At 40.4% G+C, this 16,385-nt stretch carries 17 protein-coding genes, 2 tRNA genes and 2 pseudogenes; 19 read left to right on the forward strand and 2 right to left on the reverse strand.

The features are described from left to right. Positions 1–269: 269 nt before the first annotated feature. The 4 genes and pseudogenes from kam1_RS03970 (at position 270) to ispD (ending at position 3,378) form a co-directional block, all read left to right on the forward strand. Positions 270–922: pseudogene (locus tag kam1_RS03970) on the forward strand (MlaE family ABC transporter permease). A gap of 191 nt (positions 923–1,113) precedes the next feature. Further along, positions 1,114–1,860 (forward strand): ABC transporter ATP-binding protein, encoded by a 747-nt coding sequence (locus kam1_RS03975; RefSeq protein ID WP_039721811.1) that lies wholly within the window; start codon positions 1,114–1,116, stop codon positions 1,858–1,860. 1 nt (position 1,861) lies between these two features. Further along, positions 1,862–2,677 carry an MlaD family protein gene (locus kam1_RS03980; protein WP_039721810.1) on the forward strand — a complete coding sequence of 272 codons (816 nt, stop codon included), beginning with the start codon at positions 1,862–1,864 and terminating at the stop codon, positions 2,675–2,677. Between the two features lie 5 nt (positions 2,678–2,682). After that, complete coding sequence (ispD, locus tag kam1_RS03985) at positions 2,683–3,378, forward strand: 2-C-methyl-D-erythritol 4-phosphate cytidylyltransferase (RefSeq protein WP_039721809.1); 696 nt, start codon at positions 2,683–2,685, stop codon at positions 3,376–3,378. Positions 3,379–3,406: 28 nt separating this feature from the next. Here ispD and rpmG read toward each other — a convergent pair whose 3' ends face one another. After that, positions 3,407–3,574, reverse strand: a complete 168-nt coding sequence (gene rpmG / locus kam1_RS03990) for a 50S ribosomal protein L33 (RefSeq protein WP_009059060.1) — start codon at positions 3,572–3,574, stop codon at positions 3,407–3,409. Between the two features lie 125 nt (positions 3,575–3,699). On the opposite strand from rpmG, the gene kam1_RS11015 reads away from it, so the two are divergent. Both kam1_RS11015 and kam1_RS11020 read left to right on the forward strand, forming a co-directional pair. Further along, positions 3,700–4,146, forward strand: coding sequence for a CHAD domain-containing protein (locus kam1_RS11015; protein WP_276507657.1), 447 nt, complete (start codon positions 3,700–3,702; stop codon positions 4,144–4,146). 74 nt (positions 4,147–4,220) lie between these two features. Further along, on the forward strand, positions 4,221–4,580 hold the full coding sequence (locus kam1_RS11020) for a CHAD domain-containing protein (RefSeq protein WP_268747086.1): 360 nt from the start codon (positions 4,221–4,223) through the stop codon (positions 4,578–4,580). Between the two features lie 120 nt (positions 4,581–4,700). Here kam1_RS11020 and kam1_RS04000 read toward each other — a convergent pair whose 3' ends face one another. Further along, a complete protein-coding gene (locus kam1_RS04000; RefSeq protein WP_244946158.1) occupies positions 4,701–5,870 on the reverse strand; it encodes an exo-beta-N-acetylmuramidase NamZ family protein in 1,170 nt (389 codons plus the stop codon). 150 nt (positions 5,871–6,020) lie between these two features. Between kam1_RS04000 and glgP the strand changes: the two genes are divergently transcribed. The 13 genes and pseudogenes from glgP to rplA all read left to right on the forward strand — a co-directional run bounded on the left by glgP (position 6,021) and on the right by rplA (position 16,373). Continuing rightward, complete coding sequence (gene glgP / locus kam1_RS04005) at positions 6,021–7,739, forward strand: alpha-glucan family phosphorylase (RefSeq protein WP_172616754.1); 1,719 nt, start codon at positions 6,021–6,023, stop codon at positions 7,737–7,739. An 8-nt stretch (positions 7,740–7,747) separates the two neighbouring features. Continuing rightward, a complete protein-coding gene (locus kam1_RS04010) occupies positions 7,748–8,599 on the forward strand; it encodes a polyphosphate kinase 2 family protein (protein ID WP_039721807.1) in 852 nt (283 codons plus the stop codon). A gap of 37 nt (positions 8,600–8,636) precedes the next feature. Beyond that, positions 8,637–10,027 (forward strand): annotated as a pseudogene (fumC, locus tag kam1_RS11030) (class II fumarate hydratase). Between the two features lie 14 nt (positions 10,028–10,041). After that, entirely contained in the window at positions 10,042–10,563 is a 522-nt protein-coding gene (locus kam1_RS04020) for an adenylyltransferase/cytidyltransferase family protein (RefSeq protein ID WP_039721806.1), read from the forward strand. Between the two features lie 27 nt (positions 10,564–10,590). Then, positions 10,591–11,199 (forward strand): phosphoribosylglycinamide formyltransferase, encoded by a 609-nt coding sequence (purN, locus tag kam1_RS04025; protein ID WP_039721805.1) that lies wholly within the window; start codon positions 10,591–10,593, stop codon positions 11,197–11,199. A gap of 24 nt (positions 11,200–11,223) precedes the next feature. Further along, the gene (gene xseA, locus kam1_RS04030; protein ID WP_143958268.1) at positions 11,224–12,576 is read left to right on the forward strand and encodes an exodeoxyribonuclease VII large subunit; all 1,353 of its coding nucleotides are present in this window, start codon (positions 11,224–11,226) and stop codon (positions 12,574–12,576) included. 175 nt (positions 12,577–12,751) lie between these two features. After that, positions 12,752–12,824 (forward strand) — tRNA-Thr (locus tag kam1_RS04035). A gap of 51 nt (positions 12,825–12,875) precedes the next feature. Then, positions 12,876–14,060, forward strand: a complete 1,185-nt coding sequence (tuf, locus tag kam1_RS04040) for an elongation factor Tu (protein WP_039721804.1) — start codon at positions 12,876–12,878, stop codon at positions 14,058–14,060. Positions 14,061–14,095: 35 nt separating this feature from the next. Beyond that, positions 14,096–14,168 (forward strand) — tRNA-Trp (locus kam1_RS04045). 10 nt (positions 14,169–14,178) lie between these two features. After that, positions 14,179–14,481 (forward strand): preprotein translocase subunit SecE, encoded by a 303-nt coding sequence (locus tag kam1_RS04050; protein ID WP_039721803.1) that lies wholly within the window; start codon positions 14,179–14,181, stop codon positions 14,479–14,481. Between the two features lie 55 nt (positions 14,482–14,536). Then, positions 14,537–15,139, forward strand: a complete 603-nt coding sequence (gene nusG, locus kam1_RS04055; RefSeq protein ID WP_143958269.1) for a transcription termination/antitermination protein NusG — start codon at positions 14,537–14,539, stop codon at positions 15,137–15,139. 63 nt (positions 15,140–15,202) lie between these two features. Continuing rightward, positions 15,203–15,628, forward strand: a complete 426-nt coding sequence (rplK, locus tag kam1_RS04060) for a 50S ribosomal protein L11 (RefSeq protein ID WP_039721802.1) — start codon at positions 15,203–15,205, stop codon at positions 15,626–15,628. A gap of 46 nt (positions 15,629–15,674) precedes the next feature. Further along, positions 15,675–16,373, forward strand: coding sequence for a 50S ribosomal protein L1 (gene rplA, locus kam1_RS04065; protein WP_039721864.1), 699 nt, complete (start codon positions 15,675–15,677; stop codon positions 16,371–16,373). The last annotated feature ends 12 nt before the right edge of the window (positions 16,374–16,385 follow it).

The following is a 16,385-nucleotide window of genomic DNA, read 5'->3' on the forward strand; positions in this document are numbered from 1 at the left end:
GGATAGTTCAAATATCTTATTTATCTTCAAAAAGAGTGAATAAGATTTTTCTTTTATTTTTAGGAATTTAATTTTTTCTTTTTTTTTTCTTTTTATTAAAACGAAAAAATAAAGCACTATCCAGTTATAGAAAAAGGAGGACTTAATTGATACAGCGTCTTGGGCATCAGTGTATTCAATTTTTAAGAAGCACGGGTGAAATTTTTTTCCTCCTCCTCGATACCATTTATTCCTTTTTTAGCTTTCCATTGCGTTGGAAGCTGTTTTTGATGCAGATTTTATCTATTGGGGCAAAATCCCAGATTATAGTTTTAATAACCGGGGCTTTTACAGGTGCTGTTTTTGCAGCCCAAGTGCAGTTTCATTTTGGAAAACTTGGAATGAGTTCAGCTACGGGCCCAGTCGTAACTTTAGCCATGTTAAGGGAATTGGGGCCTGTACTCTGTGCTCTAATGGTGTCGGGTCGAGTAGGGTCGGCAATGGCTGCAGAAATTTCAACAATGAGAGTGACCGAACAGATTGACGCCTTGAGGGCTCTGGGAGTATATGTGACCCAATATCTGGTTGTGCCACGTTTTTTGGGCTTGGTTGTTTCTATGCCGTTGCTTGTGGCTATTACTTCTGGGATAGGTATCCTCTGTGGCTATTTGGTCTCTGTGCCATTGTTGGGGTGGAGCCTGCTTATTATTGGGAAAATACAATCAGGTTTACCTCTCTTGATGATGTATGGATGGGAGAATTAAAGGGGATGTTTTTTGGGGGACTGATTGTATTAATTAGCTGCTATCGAGGACTTAATTGTCAATTGAGTGCTGAAGGAGTAGGAATTGCTGCGACGCAGGCAATGGTATATTCTTCGATATCCATTCTTATTTCTAACTTTTTCTTTAGTTTTCTTATGAATATCCTGTTTACAGGATAAAGAAGAGATAGATAAATGAGAAATGCTTATAAGAATGGGGATTTGTAAGAAAATAAAAATATGTGGGCTCTATGAGCTATTGTTTATGTCTGATTTAACTGATAAATGATGGAGAAGGCTAGAGAAACAAGGAAAGAGAGCAGGGAAAAGAACTTATTTGTTCTTGAATCGCACAAAGAGGTAGCAGAAAGATGCTGAAGGTAGTCAATATCAAAAAAACTTTCAATGGAACTGTTGTTTTAGATGGAGTCAATTTTGAAGTCCTTGAAGGAGACCGGTTCATGATTATTGGAAGGAGCGGAGGGGGTAAAAGTGTCCTTTTACGCATTATTCTTGGCTTAATAAAGCCAGATTCTGGAGAAGTTTGGTATAAGGGTCAAAATATTGTAACCCTTTCGGAAAGAAAACTTGCTCCCTTACGGAGAGATATGGGAATGGTTTTTCAGAATGGTGCCCTATTTGATTTTATGACTGTTGAAGAAAATGTTGCTTTTGCCTTGCGGGAAAAAGGAGGAATGAGTGAAAAAGAGATTAAGAAAGAAGTGAGTGAACTTTTAGAAAGGCTATTATTAAAAGGCCAGGAAAAGAAGATGCCATCTGAGCTTAGTGGAGGAATGCGAAAAAGAGTAGCCGTGGCTCGTGCAGTTATAGCTAAACCAAAGATCATATTTTTCGATGAACCAACTGCTGGACTTGATCCTATAGCCTCTTCGGAACTTAACGCTCTTATTTGTTCTTTAAATAAGGAATTTAATGTGACTACTGTTATAGTTACCCATGATATGGAGGCGGTTCGACAACTGGGAATCACTGTAGCCATGCTCTATAATGGTAAAATTTACAGGATAGGGACTCCCCAAGAGTTTGAGGCTTCAAAGGATCCTGTGATTCGTAATTTTGTACATGGGATTATAGAATCCGAAGTGAGGTGTAATTGAAATGGAACCAAAAAATTTGGAATTGAAGGTGGGTTTATTTCTTTTGATAGGGCTGGCGATTTTAGGGGCAATGATCATTTATTTCGGTCGGTATGGGGAAAAATTTCGTCCTTCTTATCAAATTACTGTCGAGTTTCCTAATGCTTATGGATTGATTAAGGGTGCTCCTGTTTATTTTGCAGGCGCTCCAGTTGGTAGAGTGATCAGTACTCCCCGGCAAATTAGGGAAGGGAGAGCAGTAGAGGTAGATATAAAGGTTAACGCTGATGCTAAAATCCGTAAGGATGCTTTGTTCCAAATTGTTGATGTGGGGATGCTAGGGGATAAAGCTATTGCGATTACCCCTAAGGGAGTAACGGCTCCTTTTTTACGGAATGGGGATAAGGTTAGGGGAACTAGAGCTTCGACCCTGAGTGATGTGACGAGTCAGATTACTCCTTTAATAAATTCGGCGACTCAATTACTTGAAGGGGCGGGAACCATTGTAAACAGGATCAATCAGAATGTATTGACAGAGGAAACCGCAGCTGATCTTCGAGCTACTATAAAGGAATTGCGGTTAGTTCTGAGTCGAACTGATCAGCTACTTGCAGACGCTCAGTATGGTAAAGGACCACTAGCAAAGATTCTTAACGATCCTGAAATTTCAGAAAATCTGTCCGCTTTCGTTTTTAATCTCCGGAAAAAAGGTATTCTTTTTTATTCGGATGTTGCTGCCAAAGAAGAAGCTAAAGAAGAATCGGTGCAATCCCGAGAAGGGGCAAAAACCAAAGGCCCGGTTCTAAAGGCAAAAATGGGAAAAAGCAATGCCAAATAGACCCGATGAATGCTTTTATAGGAACCATTCTTGTTGCAGCTGGACAAAGCAAGCGGATGGGTTTTGACAAGATCTTCAAACCGTTTGCCAATGGACTATGTCCTTTGGAAATCTGTTTGCATAGAATTCTGAGCTCTCCTTTAGTGGGACAAATTGTAGTGGTTGTATCGAAAGAAAATCTCGAAAGAGCGACAGAAAAAATTTCAACCCTTTGTCATGGTAAAGATGTAAAAATTGCATTAGGGGGAAAAGAAAGGCAGGATTCGGTCTATCAAGGATTATTGGCTTTGGATCCTCTTTGGGAATATGTAATGGTTCATGACTCGGCTAGACCTTTTATTAGAGAAGAACTTATTTCAGTAGTCTTCCAGGCAGCAAGAGAAATGGGAGCAGCTGTTTGCGGCAAGCCTTGCTCGGATACCCTAAAAGAAGTGGATATGGATGGAAAAATCCTAAAGACCTTGGACAGAAGCAAAATTTGGACGGTCCAGACGCCTCAGATTTTTAAAAGGTCTTTATTGGAAAAGGCCTATAAGGCATTACAAAACCAAGGGGATATAGTAACCGATGATGCCTCCGCTGTTGAGCGGATTGGGGGAACTGTAAAAATCGTTTTCTATAAAGGCAATAACATGAAGATGACATTGCAAGAGGATTGGGATATAGCAAATCTCCTTTTGCAAAAGGAAAAATTTAACTAATCCATTAGCCTATTGTTGTATGGCTTTTTTATTTAATTTCTCGATGTAGGGTATGCCGTCTAAGAAAAGGATTATATTTTCTGAGTTCAATTTTGCCTTGTTGTAACTTTTTGTTCTTTGTTCCATAGTACCGAGAAGCAGGTTTGCCTTCGGCCTTCGCTTCCGTGCATTCAAGGATGATCTGTTCTCTAGGCATGTTTTAAACTTTATTTCTTAAAAAAATATTGTCAATGGAAAGAATAAAAGAGAATAAATTGGCCCTTTTTTTTCTTTTTAAACTGATAGATATTTTTTAACCGATCTTTTCTTATGGAAAAGCTAATGAGGAGAGTAAGCAATCAGCAGGAATGCCTAGATTTATGGGATACCGCCTCCAAGGACCTTTTGAAATGGAAAAATCCAGAAAACTTTGAGGAACAGATCCATGATCTGAGAGTATTAGGCAAAAAATTGCGTGCCCTTTTTTATTTTTTTAAGCCTGTGCTTGATAGCCGTTTTTTAGAAAAAGAAAAGCATCGAGTCAAGATGGCTATGTCAAGCTTAGGTTCTATAAGAGACTCGCATGTATCGCTAGATATTCTTAGAAAGATTAAGACAGATTATCCTCAATTGGAAATTCCCAACAAAATTAATCGTCTTTTGGAAGAACAATCCTTGCAAGGAAACCAAAACCAATCTTTTTCTAATGGGGATAAGATGGATGCTTCTAAAAAGCTTGCTTTGGCTATGGAAGTGCTTTTGGAAGCCAAAGAAAATCTGCTTAGTTAACTATCTAACCGAGCAATCGAAAAAAAATAATCTTAGAAAGGCTAACAAAAGGTTTTAAAGCTGTAAAAAAAACAATGGAAAGAGCTATAAAAGAAGAATCGGCTGATTCATTTCATCGTTGGAGACTCAAAACAAAGAGATTTTACTATCTTCTTGATCTTTGCATGCGGCAAAACTCTTCTAAAGAGCTAAGCAAAGTCCTAAAAAAATTTAAACAGATCGAACAACTACTTGGTCAAGCACATGATTTTCATGTGCTCGCCTCCTTTCTTACGAACAGGAAATATCTTAAAGAAGGACAGAATAAATTTTTTAAAAACTTTATTTTACTACTGGATACTCTTGAAAAGGAAAAGGAAAAAAAAGCGTTATCAGTGGCTAAAAAAGTTGTAACGGCTGATTTTGAAAAAAACATTCAACAGATTTTTAATTAAAAGATTCAGAGTCCTCAGTCCTTTTGACCTTCTGTGCCTTTTTGATGGGAATTTTGTTTTCTAAGATTTTTTCCTTACTTGGGTAGAGTAAATAACTGTTTCTGGCTAATAAAAAAGCGTTTAGGTCATGAGCCCATTTTCGTGCAATGGATTGGGGGATCGGTAGGTATCGAGCTCTGTCCGAATGAGAGGACTGCCATAGACTTTGAAAAAAAGGTTTCTATGGGCAACAGAAGATCTTTGGAAAGGACTAGGATGGGCCATATTGTGGATTCGAGAAGCAAGAAAGACAGCAAGGGCGGTGAGATTTGCAGGAGTTTTAGGATCGATCTGCAATTCTAATCCAATAAGTCCATTAATAGGTCTAGGAACAGCAAGGACTCCTGGAAGATTCAATCCATTTATTTCTCTTGCCAACTGATAACCATCCAGTCCTTTGGCAGCTATTACCCTAAAGGCTTCTGTTGTGCCTGTTCCAAGCTCAAGTCCAGATAGACTGCCAACAAGACCTGTGACGACATAGTACACAGGGGTGTCTTCTCTTGGTATATTGGGAGAAGTAGGAATCCATCGCAAGCCAGTGTCTTGCCATACCATGGATCGATTCCATCCTTTCATGGGAATTACATAAAGTTTACAGGGATGCGAGATGAACCCCATCCCATTAGCCATCTGGGCTATTTCTCCTACTGTCATTCCATGAACATAAGGTACAGGAATAAAACTGACGAAAGATTTCCAGTTGGGATTAACCAGTGGTCCCTCCACCCTGAGCCCACCAAGAGGATTAGGCCTATCCAGAACATAAAAAGGAATGCCAGCTTCTCCACAAGCCTCCATCGCTGCCACCATAGTGCTTACGAAAGTATAGCTTCTGCAGCCAATGTCCTGAACGTCGAAAACTAAACAATCAAGATTTTTTAGCATTGCTTGTGTGGGTTTTTTTGTTTCTCCATAAAGGGAAAAAACCTTTAAACCCGTCAGTCTGTCTCGATGAGATGGTACTTCCTCTCCGGCTTTGATTTTTCCATCTATGCCATGCTCTGGGGCAAAAAGGCTGACCAGTTTGACTCCAGGTGCCTTTTGGAGTATCAGTCTCGTAGGCACTCCATGGGAATCTACGCCACTTTGATTAGTAATCAGTCCTACTCTTTTCCCTCTTAAGGAGGCAAAATTTTCTTCCCTTAACACATCAATCCCAAGAAGAACGGCTGCGTTAAGACAGGAGAAGAAGTTGTGAATTGAAACAAAAAGAATGAAAAGAAATGGACCCAGCAGGGATCTTTTCATTCTTTTTAATTTTTAAGCATGAGAACAAAGTAAGCAAGACAATATTTTTGTTTATAGGAGTTGGGAATAAAACTTGATTATTATCTATTCTTAAGTATAGAATCAAAAGTCTAAGCATAGTCCTCTGGGTGTAAAGCCATACCCCACAAAATGAATCATCTAAAAAATTCTTTCTCCCGCATTATTGCTTATTTTTCAATGGAAATCGCTGTTGATGAGCGCATTCCCACTTATAGTGGGGGACTTGGTGTTTTGGCTGGAGACACATTAAGTGCCGCTGCTTCGGTCGGCTTTTCCATGGTTGGAGTTAGTCTGCTTTATCGCAAAGGGTATTTTTTTCAAAAGATTGATGAGCAGGGAGTTCAAAGAGAAGAACCGGTAGAATGGGTTGTTGATGATTTTCTTGTCGAACAGCAACCCCGAATAAAAATTCAACTGGAAAATAGAGAGGTGACGGTTCGATGTTGGCTCTATGAAATTGAGCAGAATGAGCATAAAGTTCCCGTTTATTTTTTGGATACCGATCTTCCAGAAAACGATCCTTATGATAGAAGTCTCAGTGGTTTTTTGTATGGGGGAGATGATCGCTATAGATTATGCCAAGAGGCTGTTTTAGGGATTGGAGGCGTACGGATGCTTCGGGCTTTAGGCTATAAGAAAATAGACAGATTTCACATGAATGAGGGCCATTCTAGCCTCTTGACTCTTGAGTTGCTTAGGGAAATATCTGAAGCAAAGCATGAGCCTATCACTTGGGAAGATATTGAAGCGGTTCGAGCCCTTTGTGTGTTTACAACGCATACACCGGTGGCTTCCGGTCATGATAAATTTCCCCTTTCTCTTGTAAAAGAAGTTTTGCCTTTCTTCCCTTTTTCTTATGGAGAGCTCAGGGATATTTTCTGTTGTGGTGACTTCCTAAACATGACTTATCTAGCTTTAAATCTTAGTCATTACATTAACGGCGTTGCCAAAAGACATTCGGAAGTTTCTCGCATGCTCTTTTCCCATTATGAAATAGATGCTATCACTAATGGGGTCCATGTGCCCTCTTGGGTTAGTCAGCCAATTCAGGAACTTTTTGATAAACATATTCCTCACTGGAGAGAGGATATTTTCAGTATTCGTTATGCTATTGCTATTCCTTTAAAGCAAATTTGGGAAGCCCATTTGATTAACAAGAGGCATTTGTTGGACTTTGTGAATAGACAGAAAAACATTGGTATGGAAATTGATAATTTTACAATTGGTTTTGCTCGAAGAATGACCGCATACAAAAGACCTGAGCTTATTTTTTCGAATCTTGATCGGCTCAAGTCTATTGCAAAAGCAATAGGACCGCTGCAATTAGTCTTTGCAGGTAAGGCGCACCCTAAAGATGAGGAGGGAAAAAAAATTATCCAAAGAATACATGCTATCCATTCCTCTCTGAGTCCGGAAGTAAAACTTGTTTTTTTAGAAAATTATGATTTGGCTTTAGCTAAAAGGATTGTGGCTGGAGTCGATCTCTGGTTAAACAATCCGCTGCCGCCATTAGAAGCTTCTGGAACGAGTGGGATGAAAGCGGCTATCAACGGTGTTCCCTCTTTGAGCGTTCTGGATGGATGGTGGATAGAAGGCTGCATTGAGGGGATGACGGGATGGTCTATTGGGATGGATCATTTTCAAAGAAAAGAAGGAATAGAAAATGGCTATAGCTCTGATCGTGATGCTGATGCTCTCTATGACAAGCTAGAAAAAGTAGTTATGCCCCTTTTTTATAAAAATAAGGAAGCTTATTCTTTGATTATGCGTTCCTGCATCGCCATTAATGGTTCTTTTTTTAATGCACAACGGATGCTCATGCAGTATGTAATAAAAGCCTATTATTGAAAAGTCTGATGAAAACGGCTTCTTATCTAATTAAAGAAGGGCAAAAGGTCTCTTTAGCGGATTTTGATCCTGCCGATACAGGGCATTTTAAGAGTAAAGAAGAAGCTTTAACAAAGCTGCGGGCAGACATAGAAAAGATGATCAGCTTGCAGGATAGATTTTATGCCCGGAATACCTATTCTTTACTGATTATTCTACAAGGAATGGATTGTGCGGGAAAGGATAGTCTGATTAAACATGTTTTGTCTGGATTAAATCCGCAGGGGGTAGAGGTTTATAGTTTTAAAAAACCTACAGTTGAGGAATTAGAACATGACTTTTTGTGGCGATGTTGGAAAAGATTACCTGCCAAAGGTCACATCGGAATTTTCAATAGATCTTATTATGAAGAACTTCTGGTGACCAGAGTCCATCCAGAACTCCTCGAAAAAGAAAGGCTTCCTCAAGAGACTTTTGATGAAAAATTCTGGGAAAAAAGATTTTCGGCCATCAACCACTTTGAACAGTTTCTTGTAGAAAACGGGCTGTTGATTATCAAATTTTTTCTTCATTTATCAAAAAAAGAGCAGGATAAGCGATTGGCGGAAAGAATCGAAAGGGAAGATAAGCAGTGGAAAATATCTCTTTCGGATCTGATGGAAAGAAAAAAATGGCATGATTATATGTCTGCCTATGAAAAGCTGCTTTCTGAGACTTCTACCAAACACTGTCCTTGGTACATTTTACCGGCAGATCACAAGTGGTACAGCCAACTGCTGGCTGCTAGCATACTCGTAGAAAAAATGGAAGCCTTACAACTAGAGTATCCTAAATTAAGTGAAGAGGAAAAAGAAAAGCTAAAAGCTCTATTTTACAACTAACCTTTTGCGATTGTTAAAAATAACAAAAAGGAAATTTATGGTAAAATACCGACAAGAAACAGATTCTCTTGGAACTATTGATGTTCCTTCAGATAAATATTATGGAGCACAGACGGCTAGATCCTTGATCCATTTTTCAATTGGTCAAGAAAAAATGCCCATTGAGGTGATTAGAGCCTTGGCCTTGATCAAGAAAGCTGCTGCATTAACCAATGCCGAATTAAAGTTGCTTTCCGAAGAGAAAAAAAATGGATTCTGAAAGCTTGTGATGAAATTTATCAAGGTCAGTTGGATGATCATTTTCCACTCCATGTGTGGCAAACTGGCAGTGGCACTCAAACAAATATGAATTGCAATGAAGTCATTGCCAATCGAGCAAACGAATTGGCTGGGTTCCCTCTTGGATCGAAAAGTCCAGTACATCCTAATGACGATGTGAACCGCTGCCAGTCTTCTAATGATGTTTTCCCATCGGCTATGCATATTGCTGCCGCTTTATCAATTCACAATCTTCTTTTGCCTGAAGTTTCGAAGCTAAGGAATGCTATAGAATCGAAATCAAAGGAATTTTTTCACATTATAAAAATTGGTCGTACCCATCTGATGGATGCGACGCCGATTTCCGTTGGACAAGAATTCAGTGGTTATGTTTTTCAGATTGATATGGGTATATCTCATATAAGATCTAGCTTAGAGAAAGTCTATGGATTGGCTATTGGCGGTACAGCCGTAGGCACAGGTATCAATGCACATCCGCTTTTTGGAGAAGAGGTAGCAAAAAAAATAGCCCAATGGACGAATCTTCCCTTTTTTTCGGTTCAAAATAAGTTTGCTTATCTAGCTGGTCACGAACCACTTCTAGCATTGAGTTCGGCTCTTAAAGGATTAGCTGCCTCTCTGTTTAAAATTGCTTCTGATATTCGTTTAATGGGATCTGGCCCACGATGTGGTCTTGCTGAATTAATCCTTCCCGAAAACGAACCCGGCTCTTCTATTATGCCTGGCAAGGTGAATCCCACGCAAGCGGAGGCGCTCTCCATGGTCTGCATTGAGGTCATGGGGAATGATACAGCTGTAGCCATAGCGGGCAGCCAGGGGAATTTTGAATTGAATGTTTTTAAGCCTCTTATTATATGGAATGTCCTTCGGTCCATCCGTCTTTTAGCTGATGCATGTAAGAACTTTAGACGATTTTGTATCGAGGGTTTGCAGGTCAATGTTAAGAAATTGAAAGAATATGTTGATAATTCCTTGATGCTCATCACAGTGCTGACCCCTAAAATTGGATATGATTTGGCTGCAAAAATCGTCAAAAAAGCATATCAGGAAAACTGCTCTTTGAAAACAGCAGCTATAGCGTTGGGAATATTGACTGCAGAGGAATATGACCAGTATGTGCAACCTGAAAAAATGATCGGTAGTGAATAATTCAAAGCACAAACATGAATACTCGAGGTGCTTTTTTGGGAATGGAAACAAGTTTTTGGTTTGTACCCATGGATAAAGTGGTTGCTTTTCGTCAGTTTCTAGAAACCAGAAGCATTGTCGTAACCAATGGATGTTTTGATCTATTCCATTTTGGACATTTGACCCTCCTCAGAGAGGCAAAAAAATTGGGAGATTTTCTTTGGGTAGGCATCAATGGGGATCAGTCGGTAAAAGAATTAAAAGGGGCGGAAAGACCTTACTTTTCTGAGTGGGAAAGGGCAACGATTGTTGGGTCATTAAAGTATGTGGATGCCGTGACTATTTTTCCAGAAGCACGAGCGACGACATTTCTTTCTTTAGTCAGGCCTGTGATTTATGTTAAGGGCGCAGACTATTCTTCCCAAACGATCCACCAGGAGGAAAAAGAAGTTCTAGAAAGACACCAGTCGCTCATCAAATTTGTTCCTTTATATCCAGGTCGATCGACTTCGGGAATAGTTGAAAGAATACGAAGAGGAGTACAATCTGTAGATTAATGAAGAATGTGAAAGGCAAGCATTCTCATGTCAAACTCTAAGCTAGTCAACATTGCTGTGCTTGGTTCAGGCAAAGGCAGCAATTTTTTATCAATTGCTAAAGCGGTCTCTATGGGCGAACTCCCTGCTAGGATTTGTGTGGTAGTTTCAGACAATCCTGAGGCTTTGATTATAAAAAAAGCAAACGAGCTGGGTATTCCTACAGCAGTGTTGCCTTGTGGAAAATACAAAACTTGGCTTGAGCCATGGATTGAGGAAGAACTTGTTCGTATTTTAAAAGAGTATCATACTGAGTTAGTTGTCTTAGCTGGCTTTATGCGTGTTTTAAAAGAGACTTTTCTTAACGCCTTTGAAGGCAGGACAGTAAATATTCATCCTTCTTTGTTACCTGCTTTCAAAGGAAAGGAAGCGTGGAAAGCAGCGTTAGAGGCTTGCGTTGCGGAAACTGGCTGCACCATTCATTGGGTAAGCAAAGAGGTGGATGGGGGTAAAATCATTGCCCAATCTAGGGTTCCTATTCTGCCAGGGGATACCCCGGAAAGTCTACATGCTAGAATACAACAAGCAGAGCATGAATTGTATCCCAAGGTGCTGAAAGATCTCTGCTTGGATTGGATCAAAAAATATGCGAAATAATTTCTTTATCCACTAAAATCAGTAATGAAAGAAACGGAATTGGATCTATGGCAGAGCGATGTGGCACGGCAAAATGCTCTTTATGATGGCTTCAGTGCCCCTTGGACGGTTGGTGAGTTGACAAAAAAAATTCGATTTCTTTTGGAAGGGCAAATTGGAGAAGTCTGGGTACTTGGGGAAATTTCCAACTTCAGAATTCCTAGTTCTGGACATTGTTATTTTACATTGAAAGATGAAACAGCTGTGATCAACGCTGTATTTTTTAGGAGTGACGCCCAAAAGCTCACATTCGAGTTAAAAGATGGGCTTTCTGTTGTGGTCAGGGGGTTATTAACGGTTTACGAGACAAAGGGACAGTATCAACTCAGGGTGCTAGAAGCTAAGAAAAAAGGGGCTGGATCACTGTTAGAAAAGTTCGAGGAATTGAAACGAAAGCTTTCTCAAGAAGGCCTTTTTGATTTATCTAGGAAAAAAAAGCTCCCTCTTTTTCCAGAAAAAATAGGAATTATAACCTCTTTAAAAGGAGCGGTGATTCAAGATTTTTCCAGAATTTTGCAACGAAGGGCTCCAGGCATAAGAATTTATGTTCGAGATGTAAGAGTGCAAGGAAATGGAGCGGCTGTCGAAATAGCAAGGGCAATAGATGAATTTAGTGTAGCTCGTGAGGTTGACATTTTGGTTCTAGCTCGAGGAGGCGGCAGTCTGGAAGATTTGTGGGCTTTTAATGAGGAGCAAGTGGCAAGAGCGCTTTTTCGCTGTATGATACCAACGGTTTCTGCTGTTGGACATGAAACGGATTTTACAATCGCCGATTTTGTTGCTGATGTGAGAGCTCCAACGCCTTCGGCGGCGGCAGAGATTGTATCCCGGGATTGGGAAGAATGGAGGCAAGAGCTTGAGCATTTGCGCCAGAGAATTTATCGGTTTTCTCTCCAATTTATTGAAATATGGAAAGAAAGGTTAGAAAAAATCAGGAACAGTTCTAGTCTTGCGGAACCTTCCCGATACGTAGGACTGCTTCGGCAAAATGTGGATATGCTTGAACAATCCCTTGAAAAATCGGCCATGATGGCTGTCGAACGAATGCGGACAAAACACACTCAACTGCGATTACGTCTCCAGTCCTACGATCCTCTGCAGCATATTCGTAGTCTTGCAGAGGCATTAAAACTTTGGGCAGCAAGGCTAGAATCGGTTAGCCCTCAGGTTGTTCTTGACAGAGGCTATGCAATGGCCTTTGATCAACAGGGCCAACTACTAAAAGATGCTGGAAATGTTGTCAGTGGAGAAAAAGTCATTGTCGTTCTTTCGAAAGGAAAGCTGTTAGGGATAGTGGAGAAAACAGTTCGAAACAACCAGGAAGATTTTCCTCTTTGAAGGAGAAAGGTTTTTTGTTTGCTAGGAGTTCTTGACTAAAAGAAAATTCTTGTATTATATTGCTAACTCTTTTCATATTCATTGAAACAAAAGAGTATATCAGGAATATAGTATATATTATTTTAATAAGCATTGGATTGATTTATAATACAATAATGGAAAAATATTGTTTTTTGCCCATGTAGCTCAGTTGGTAGAGCACGTCCTTGGTAAGGACGGGGTCACCGGTTCAATCCCGGTCATGGGCTCGTAAAAAAATAATAACTTAGGAATAACTGAACTAAAAAGAGGGAAGGTCAATGGCAAAGGAGGCATTTTTACGAAAAAAACCCCATATTAATGTGGGAACAATTGGTCATGTCGATCATGGTAAAACAACTTTAACTTCGGCTATAACATATGTGCTCGCCAAAAAAGGGCTTGCACAAAAAATGGCTTATGAGCAGATCGACAAAGCTCCAGAGGAAAAAGAACGTGGCATTACCATCAACACGGCTCACGTTGAATATGAGTCGGACAAAAGACACTATGCCCATGTGGATTGTCCCGGTCATGCAGATTATATCAAAAACATGATTACTGGGGCAGCCCAAATGGATGGGGCGATCTTGGTGGTAAGTGCGGCTGATGGTCCGATGCCTCAAACAAGAGAGCATATCCTTTTAGCCCGGCAAGTTGGGGTTCCCTATATCGTTGTTTTCCTTAATAAAGTGGATATGGTCGATGATAAGGAATTGCTGGAACTAGTCGAGCTCGAAGTAAGAGAGTTGTTGACTCAATATGGGTTTCCTGGAGATAAAATTCCGATTATCAAAGGGAGTGCCTTGAAGGCTCTCGAAGGCGATCCTGAATACGAAAAGAGCATTCTTGAGCTTGTTGAAGCGATGGACAATTATATTCCAATTCCAGAAAGACCTAAGGATCAACCCTTCCTGATGCCGATCGAAGATGTCTTCAACATTGAAGGTCGTGGTACCGTGGTCACAGGTAGAGTCGAGAGAGGAACATTAAAGCGGATGGAAGAAGTAGAGATTGTGGGGCTTAGGCCAACGATCAAGACAGTGGTGACAGACATAGAGATGTTTAGGAAGACTTTGGATACAGCGGAAGCAGGGGATAATGTTGGGATCTTGCTTCGAGGCATTAAAAAGGATGATGTGGAAAGAGGACAGGTCGTTGCTAAGCCTGGTACAATAACTCCCCATCATAAATTTAAGGCGCAGGTCTACGTTTTAAAGAAAGAAGAAGGAGGCAGACATACCGCTTTTTTCAATGGCTATAGGCCGCAATTTTTCTTCAGGACAACCGATGTGACCGGAACGGTTACATTGAAAGAAGGCGTGGAGATGGTCATGCCAGGGGATAATGTTGAATTTACGGTGGAGTTGATTTCTCCTATCGCCATGGAAAAGTCAATGCGCTTTGCCATTCGCGAAGGAGGAAAGACGGTAGGAGCGGGAGTTGTGACTGAAATTATTGAATAAAAGGGGCTTGAAAAACTGATCAAAAACAGTAAATTAGGGCAGTAGCTCAATTGGTAGAGTAGCGGTCTCCAAAACCGTCGGTTGGGGGTTCGAGTCCCTCCTGCCCTGTAATATAAAAATGGCTATTTCTTGGATCGAGGTTGTTAACATTGTTGTCCTTTTTTTGAGTGCAGCTCTCTTAGTCTGGCTCTGGAAGAAAAAGGGGACTTTGATTCGAGCTTTTATTGGAGAGGTGATCGTTGAGCTTAAAAAGTGTACATGGCCATGGGATCCAAAGGAAAAGGGGATAAGAAAGTATAAAGAATTGATTGATTCGACGTTGGCTGTGTCCATATATTCCATTATATTAGCGGCAATAGTGACTTCTGCTGATTTTATATTAGTAAGAGTAGTGCATTTTATAATAACACTACATTTTTAGTTGCAATGGAGGGGAGTCTTTGATCTCTTCTAATTAGAGAACAAGTACAGTAAGGATGAAAGTGGAATATTCTAATGCGCCAATAGATGAGATTGCTGCAAAATCTCAGAAAATGCAATGGTATGCCTTACATGTTCTTTCTGGACAGGAAGAAAAAGTTAAAAAAAATTTAGAAAAGAGGATCAAGACCGAAGAAATGCAGGATCTTGTTGGCGAGGTGATTATTCCGGTAGAAAGAGTATCAGAAGTCCGAAAGGGGAAAAGAATTGAGGTTAATAGAAAACTCTATCCAGGCTATGTATTTATCCAGATTCAATTAAGGGATAGTTCTGGAAAGTTAATTGAGCGCTGTTGGTATTTTATTCGAGATACTCCTGGCGTGATAGGATTTGCGGATGGAGAAAATCCTTTACCTATGCCCAAGGAACAAGTCGAGGGGATGTTGAGGCAAGTTCAGGAAAGGACAGAAAGTATTTTACCCAAAACTGTTTTCTCCGTTGGAGATCGAGTTAAAGTGGGAGATGGGCCGTTTTTGAATTCCGAGGGAGTAGTTGAGGAGGTTGATTTGGAAAGAGGCAAACTGAGGGTTTCTGTTAATATTTTTGGGCGTTCTACCCCAGTGGAACTTGAGTATTGGCAAGTAGAAAAGGCAACTTAAAATTTATCTTTGATCCAAAGCTCATTCTATTGCAAGGAATCATTTTAAAAATTGGGAAAAATTATGGCTAAAGAAGTGAGTGCTATTGTTCGGTTGCAGATACCTGCTGGCCAGGCTAATCCTGCTCCTCCAGTTGGTCCGGCCTTAGGACAGCATGGGGTTAATATTATGGCATTTTGTAAGGAATTTAATGCGGCAACTCAGAAGGAAGCAGGGAACATATTGCCCGTGGTAATTACTATCTATAAAGACAAGACATTTACTTTCATAACGAAGTCCCCACCCGCTTCTGTATTACTTAAGAAGGCCGCCAACATCGCTAGTGGTTCTAAAGAGCCAAACCGAACGAAAGTGGGAAAAGTAACTCGGGCTCAGATTAAGGATATTGTAAAAATCAAATGGAAAGATCTAAACGCTTCGACCGAAGAGGCAGCAATGAGAATGATCGAGGGGACTGCAAGGAATATGGGAATAGAGGTTGTAGATTAGTGGATAATTTAATGGAGAATCAAAGATGGATGGGGAGGAGAAACTCATGGCGAAGAAAAGAAGCAAAAGATACCGGTTGGCTGCTGAAAAAGTCGAAAAGAATAGGATCTATTCTTTGCCTGAGGCATTAGAGCTATTACAGAACATGCCAAAAGCACGATTCGACGAATCAGTAGATGTGGCTTTTCATTTAGGGGTGGATCCTAAGCAAAGTGATCAGATGGTTCGTGGGACGGTGAGTCTACCACATGGATCAGGAAAATCAATGAAGATTGCTGTTTTTGCCAAGGGCAGTGCAGCTGAAAGTGCAAAAGAGGCAGGGGCGGATTATGTTGGTTATGAGGATTTGATAAAGAAAGTGCAGGAAGGATTTACTGATTTTGATGTGGCTATTGCGACACCCGATGCGATGCAAGAGGTTAGAAAACTTGGAAAAATTCTTGGACCTAGAGGGCTCATGCCGAATCCTAGAACGGGCACAGTCACAGAAGATGTTGTTGGAGCTATAAAGGAGTTTAGGAAGGGAAGAGTGGAATTTAAGGTGGACAAGACGGCTAACCTCCATGTAGTCGCTGGGAAAGCTTCTTTTTCCAAAGAGGCTTTGGAAGACAATATAAAAGCTATAGTGGAAGCAGTGGCAAAAGCCAAACCACATTCCTCAAAAGGCAAATACTTTCAGTCTATGGCCATATCTTTAAGCCAATCGCCAAGTATTCATGTTGATCCTTACTTGGTTGTCAAATAAGGAATAAGTTTC

Origin of the sequence: Methylacidiphilum kamchatkense Kam1, from assembly GCF_007475525.1 — a bacterium.
Taxonomy (GTDB): Bacteria; Verrucomicrobiota; Verrucomicrobiia; order Methylacidiphilales; family Methylacidiphilaceae; genus Methylacidiphilum; species Methylacidiphilum kamchatkense.

Coding starts and splice junctions, on each gene's coding strand:
- rplK (WP_039721802.1), top strand. CDS start 15,203: ATGGCTAAAGAAGTGAGTGCTATTGTTCGGTTGCAGATACCTGCTGGC.
- kam1_RS03980 (WP_039721810.1), top strand. CDS start 1,862: ATGGAACCAAAAAATTTGGAATTGAAGGTGGGTTTATTTCTTTTGATA.
- rplA (WP_039721864.1), top strand. CDS start 15,675: ATGGCGAAGAAAAGAAGCAAAAGATACCGGTTGGCTGCTGAAAAAGTC.
- kam1_RS04020 (WP_039721806.1), top strand. CDS start 10,042: ATGAATACTCGAGGTGCTTTTTTGGGAATGGAAACAAGTTTTTGGTTT.
- tuf (WP_039721804.1), top strand. CDS start 12,876: ATGGCAAAGGAGGCATTTTTACGAAAAAAACCCCATATTAATGTGGGA.
- kam1_RS04050 (WP_039721803.1), top strand. CDS start 14,179: ATGGCTATTTCTTGGATCGAGGTTGTTAACATTGTTGTCCTTTTTTTG.
- kam1_RS04010 (WP_039721807.1), top strand. CDS start 7,748: ATGAAAACGGCTTCTTATCTAATTAAAGAAGGGCAAAAGGTCTCTTTA.
- purN (WP_039721805.1), top strand. CDS start 10,591: ATGTCAAACTCTAAGCTAGTCAACATTGCTGTGCTTGGTTCAGGCAAA.
- rpmG (WP_009059060.1), bottom strand. CDS start 3,574: ATGCCTAGAGAACAGATCATCCTTGAATGCACGGAAGCGAAGGCCGAA.
- nusG (WP_143958269.1), top strand. CDS start 14,537: ATGAAAGTGGAATATTCTAATGCGCCAATAGATGAGATTGCTGCAAAA.
- kam1_RS03975 (WP_039721811.1), top strand. CDS start 1,114: ATGCTGAAGGTAGTCAATATCAAAAAAACTTTCAATGGAACTGTTGTT.
- kam1_RS11015 (WP_276507657.1), top strand. CDS start 3,700: ATGAGGAGAGTAAGCAATCAGCAGGAATGCCTAGATTTATGGGATACC.
- ispD (WP_039721809.1), top strand. CDS start 2,683: ATGAATGCTTTTATAGGAACCATTCTTGTTGCAGCTGGACAAAGCAAG.
- glgP (WP_172616754.1), top strand. CDS start 6,021: ATGAATCATCTAAAAAATTCTTTCTCCCGCATTATTGCTTATTTTTCA.
- xseA (WP_143958268.1), top strand. CDS start 11,224: ATGAAAGAAACGGAATTGGATCTATGGCAGAGCGATGTGGCACGGCAA.
- kam1_RS04000 (WP_244946158.1), bottom strand. CDS start 5,870: ATGAAAAGATCCCTGCTGGGTCCATTTCTTTTCATTCTTTTTGTTTCA.
- kam1_RS11020 (WP_268747086.1), top strand. CDS start 4,221: ATGGAAAGAGCTATAAAAGAAGAATCGGCTGATTCATTTCATCGTTGG.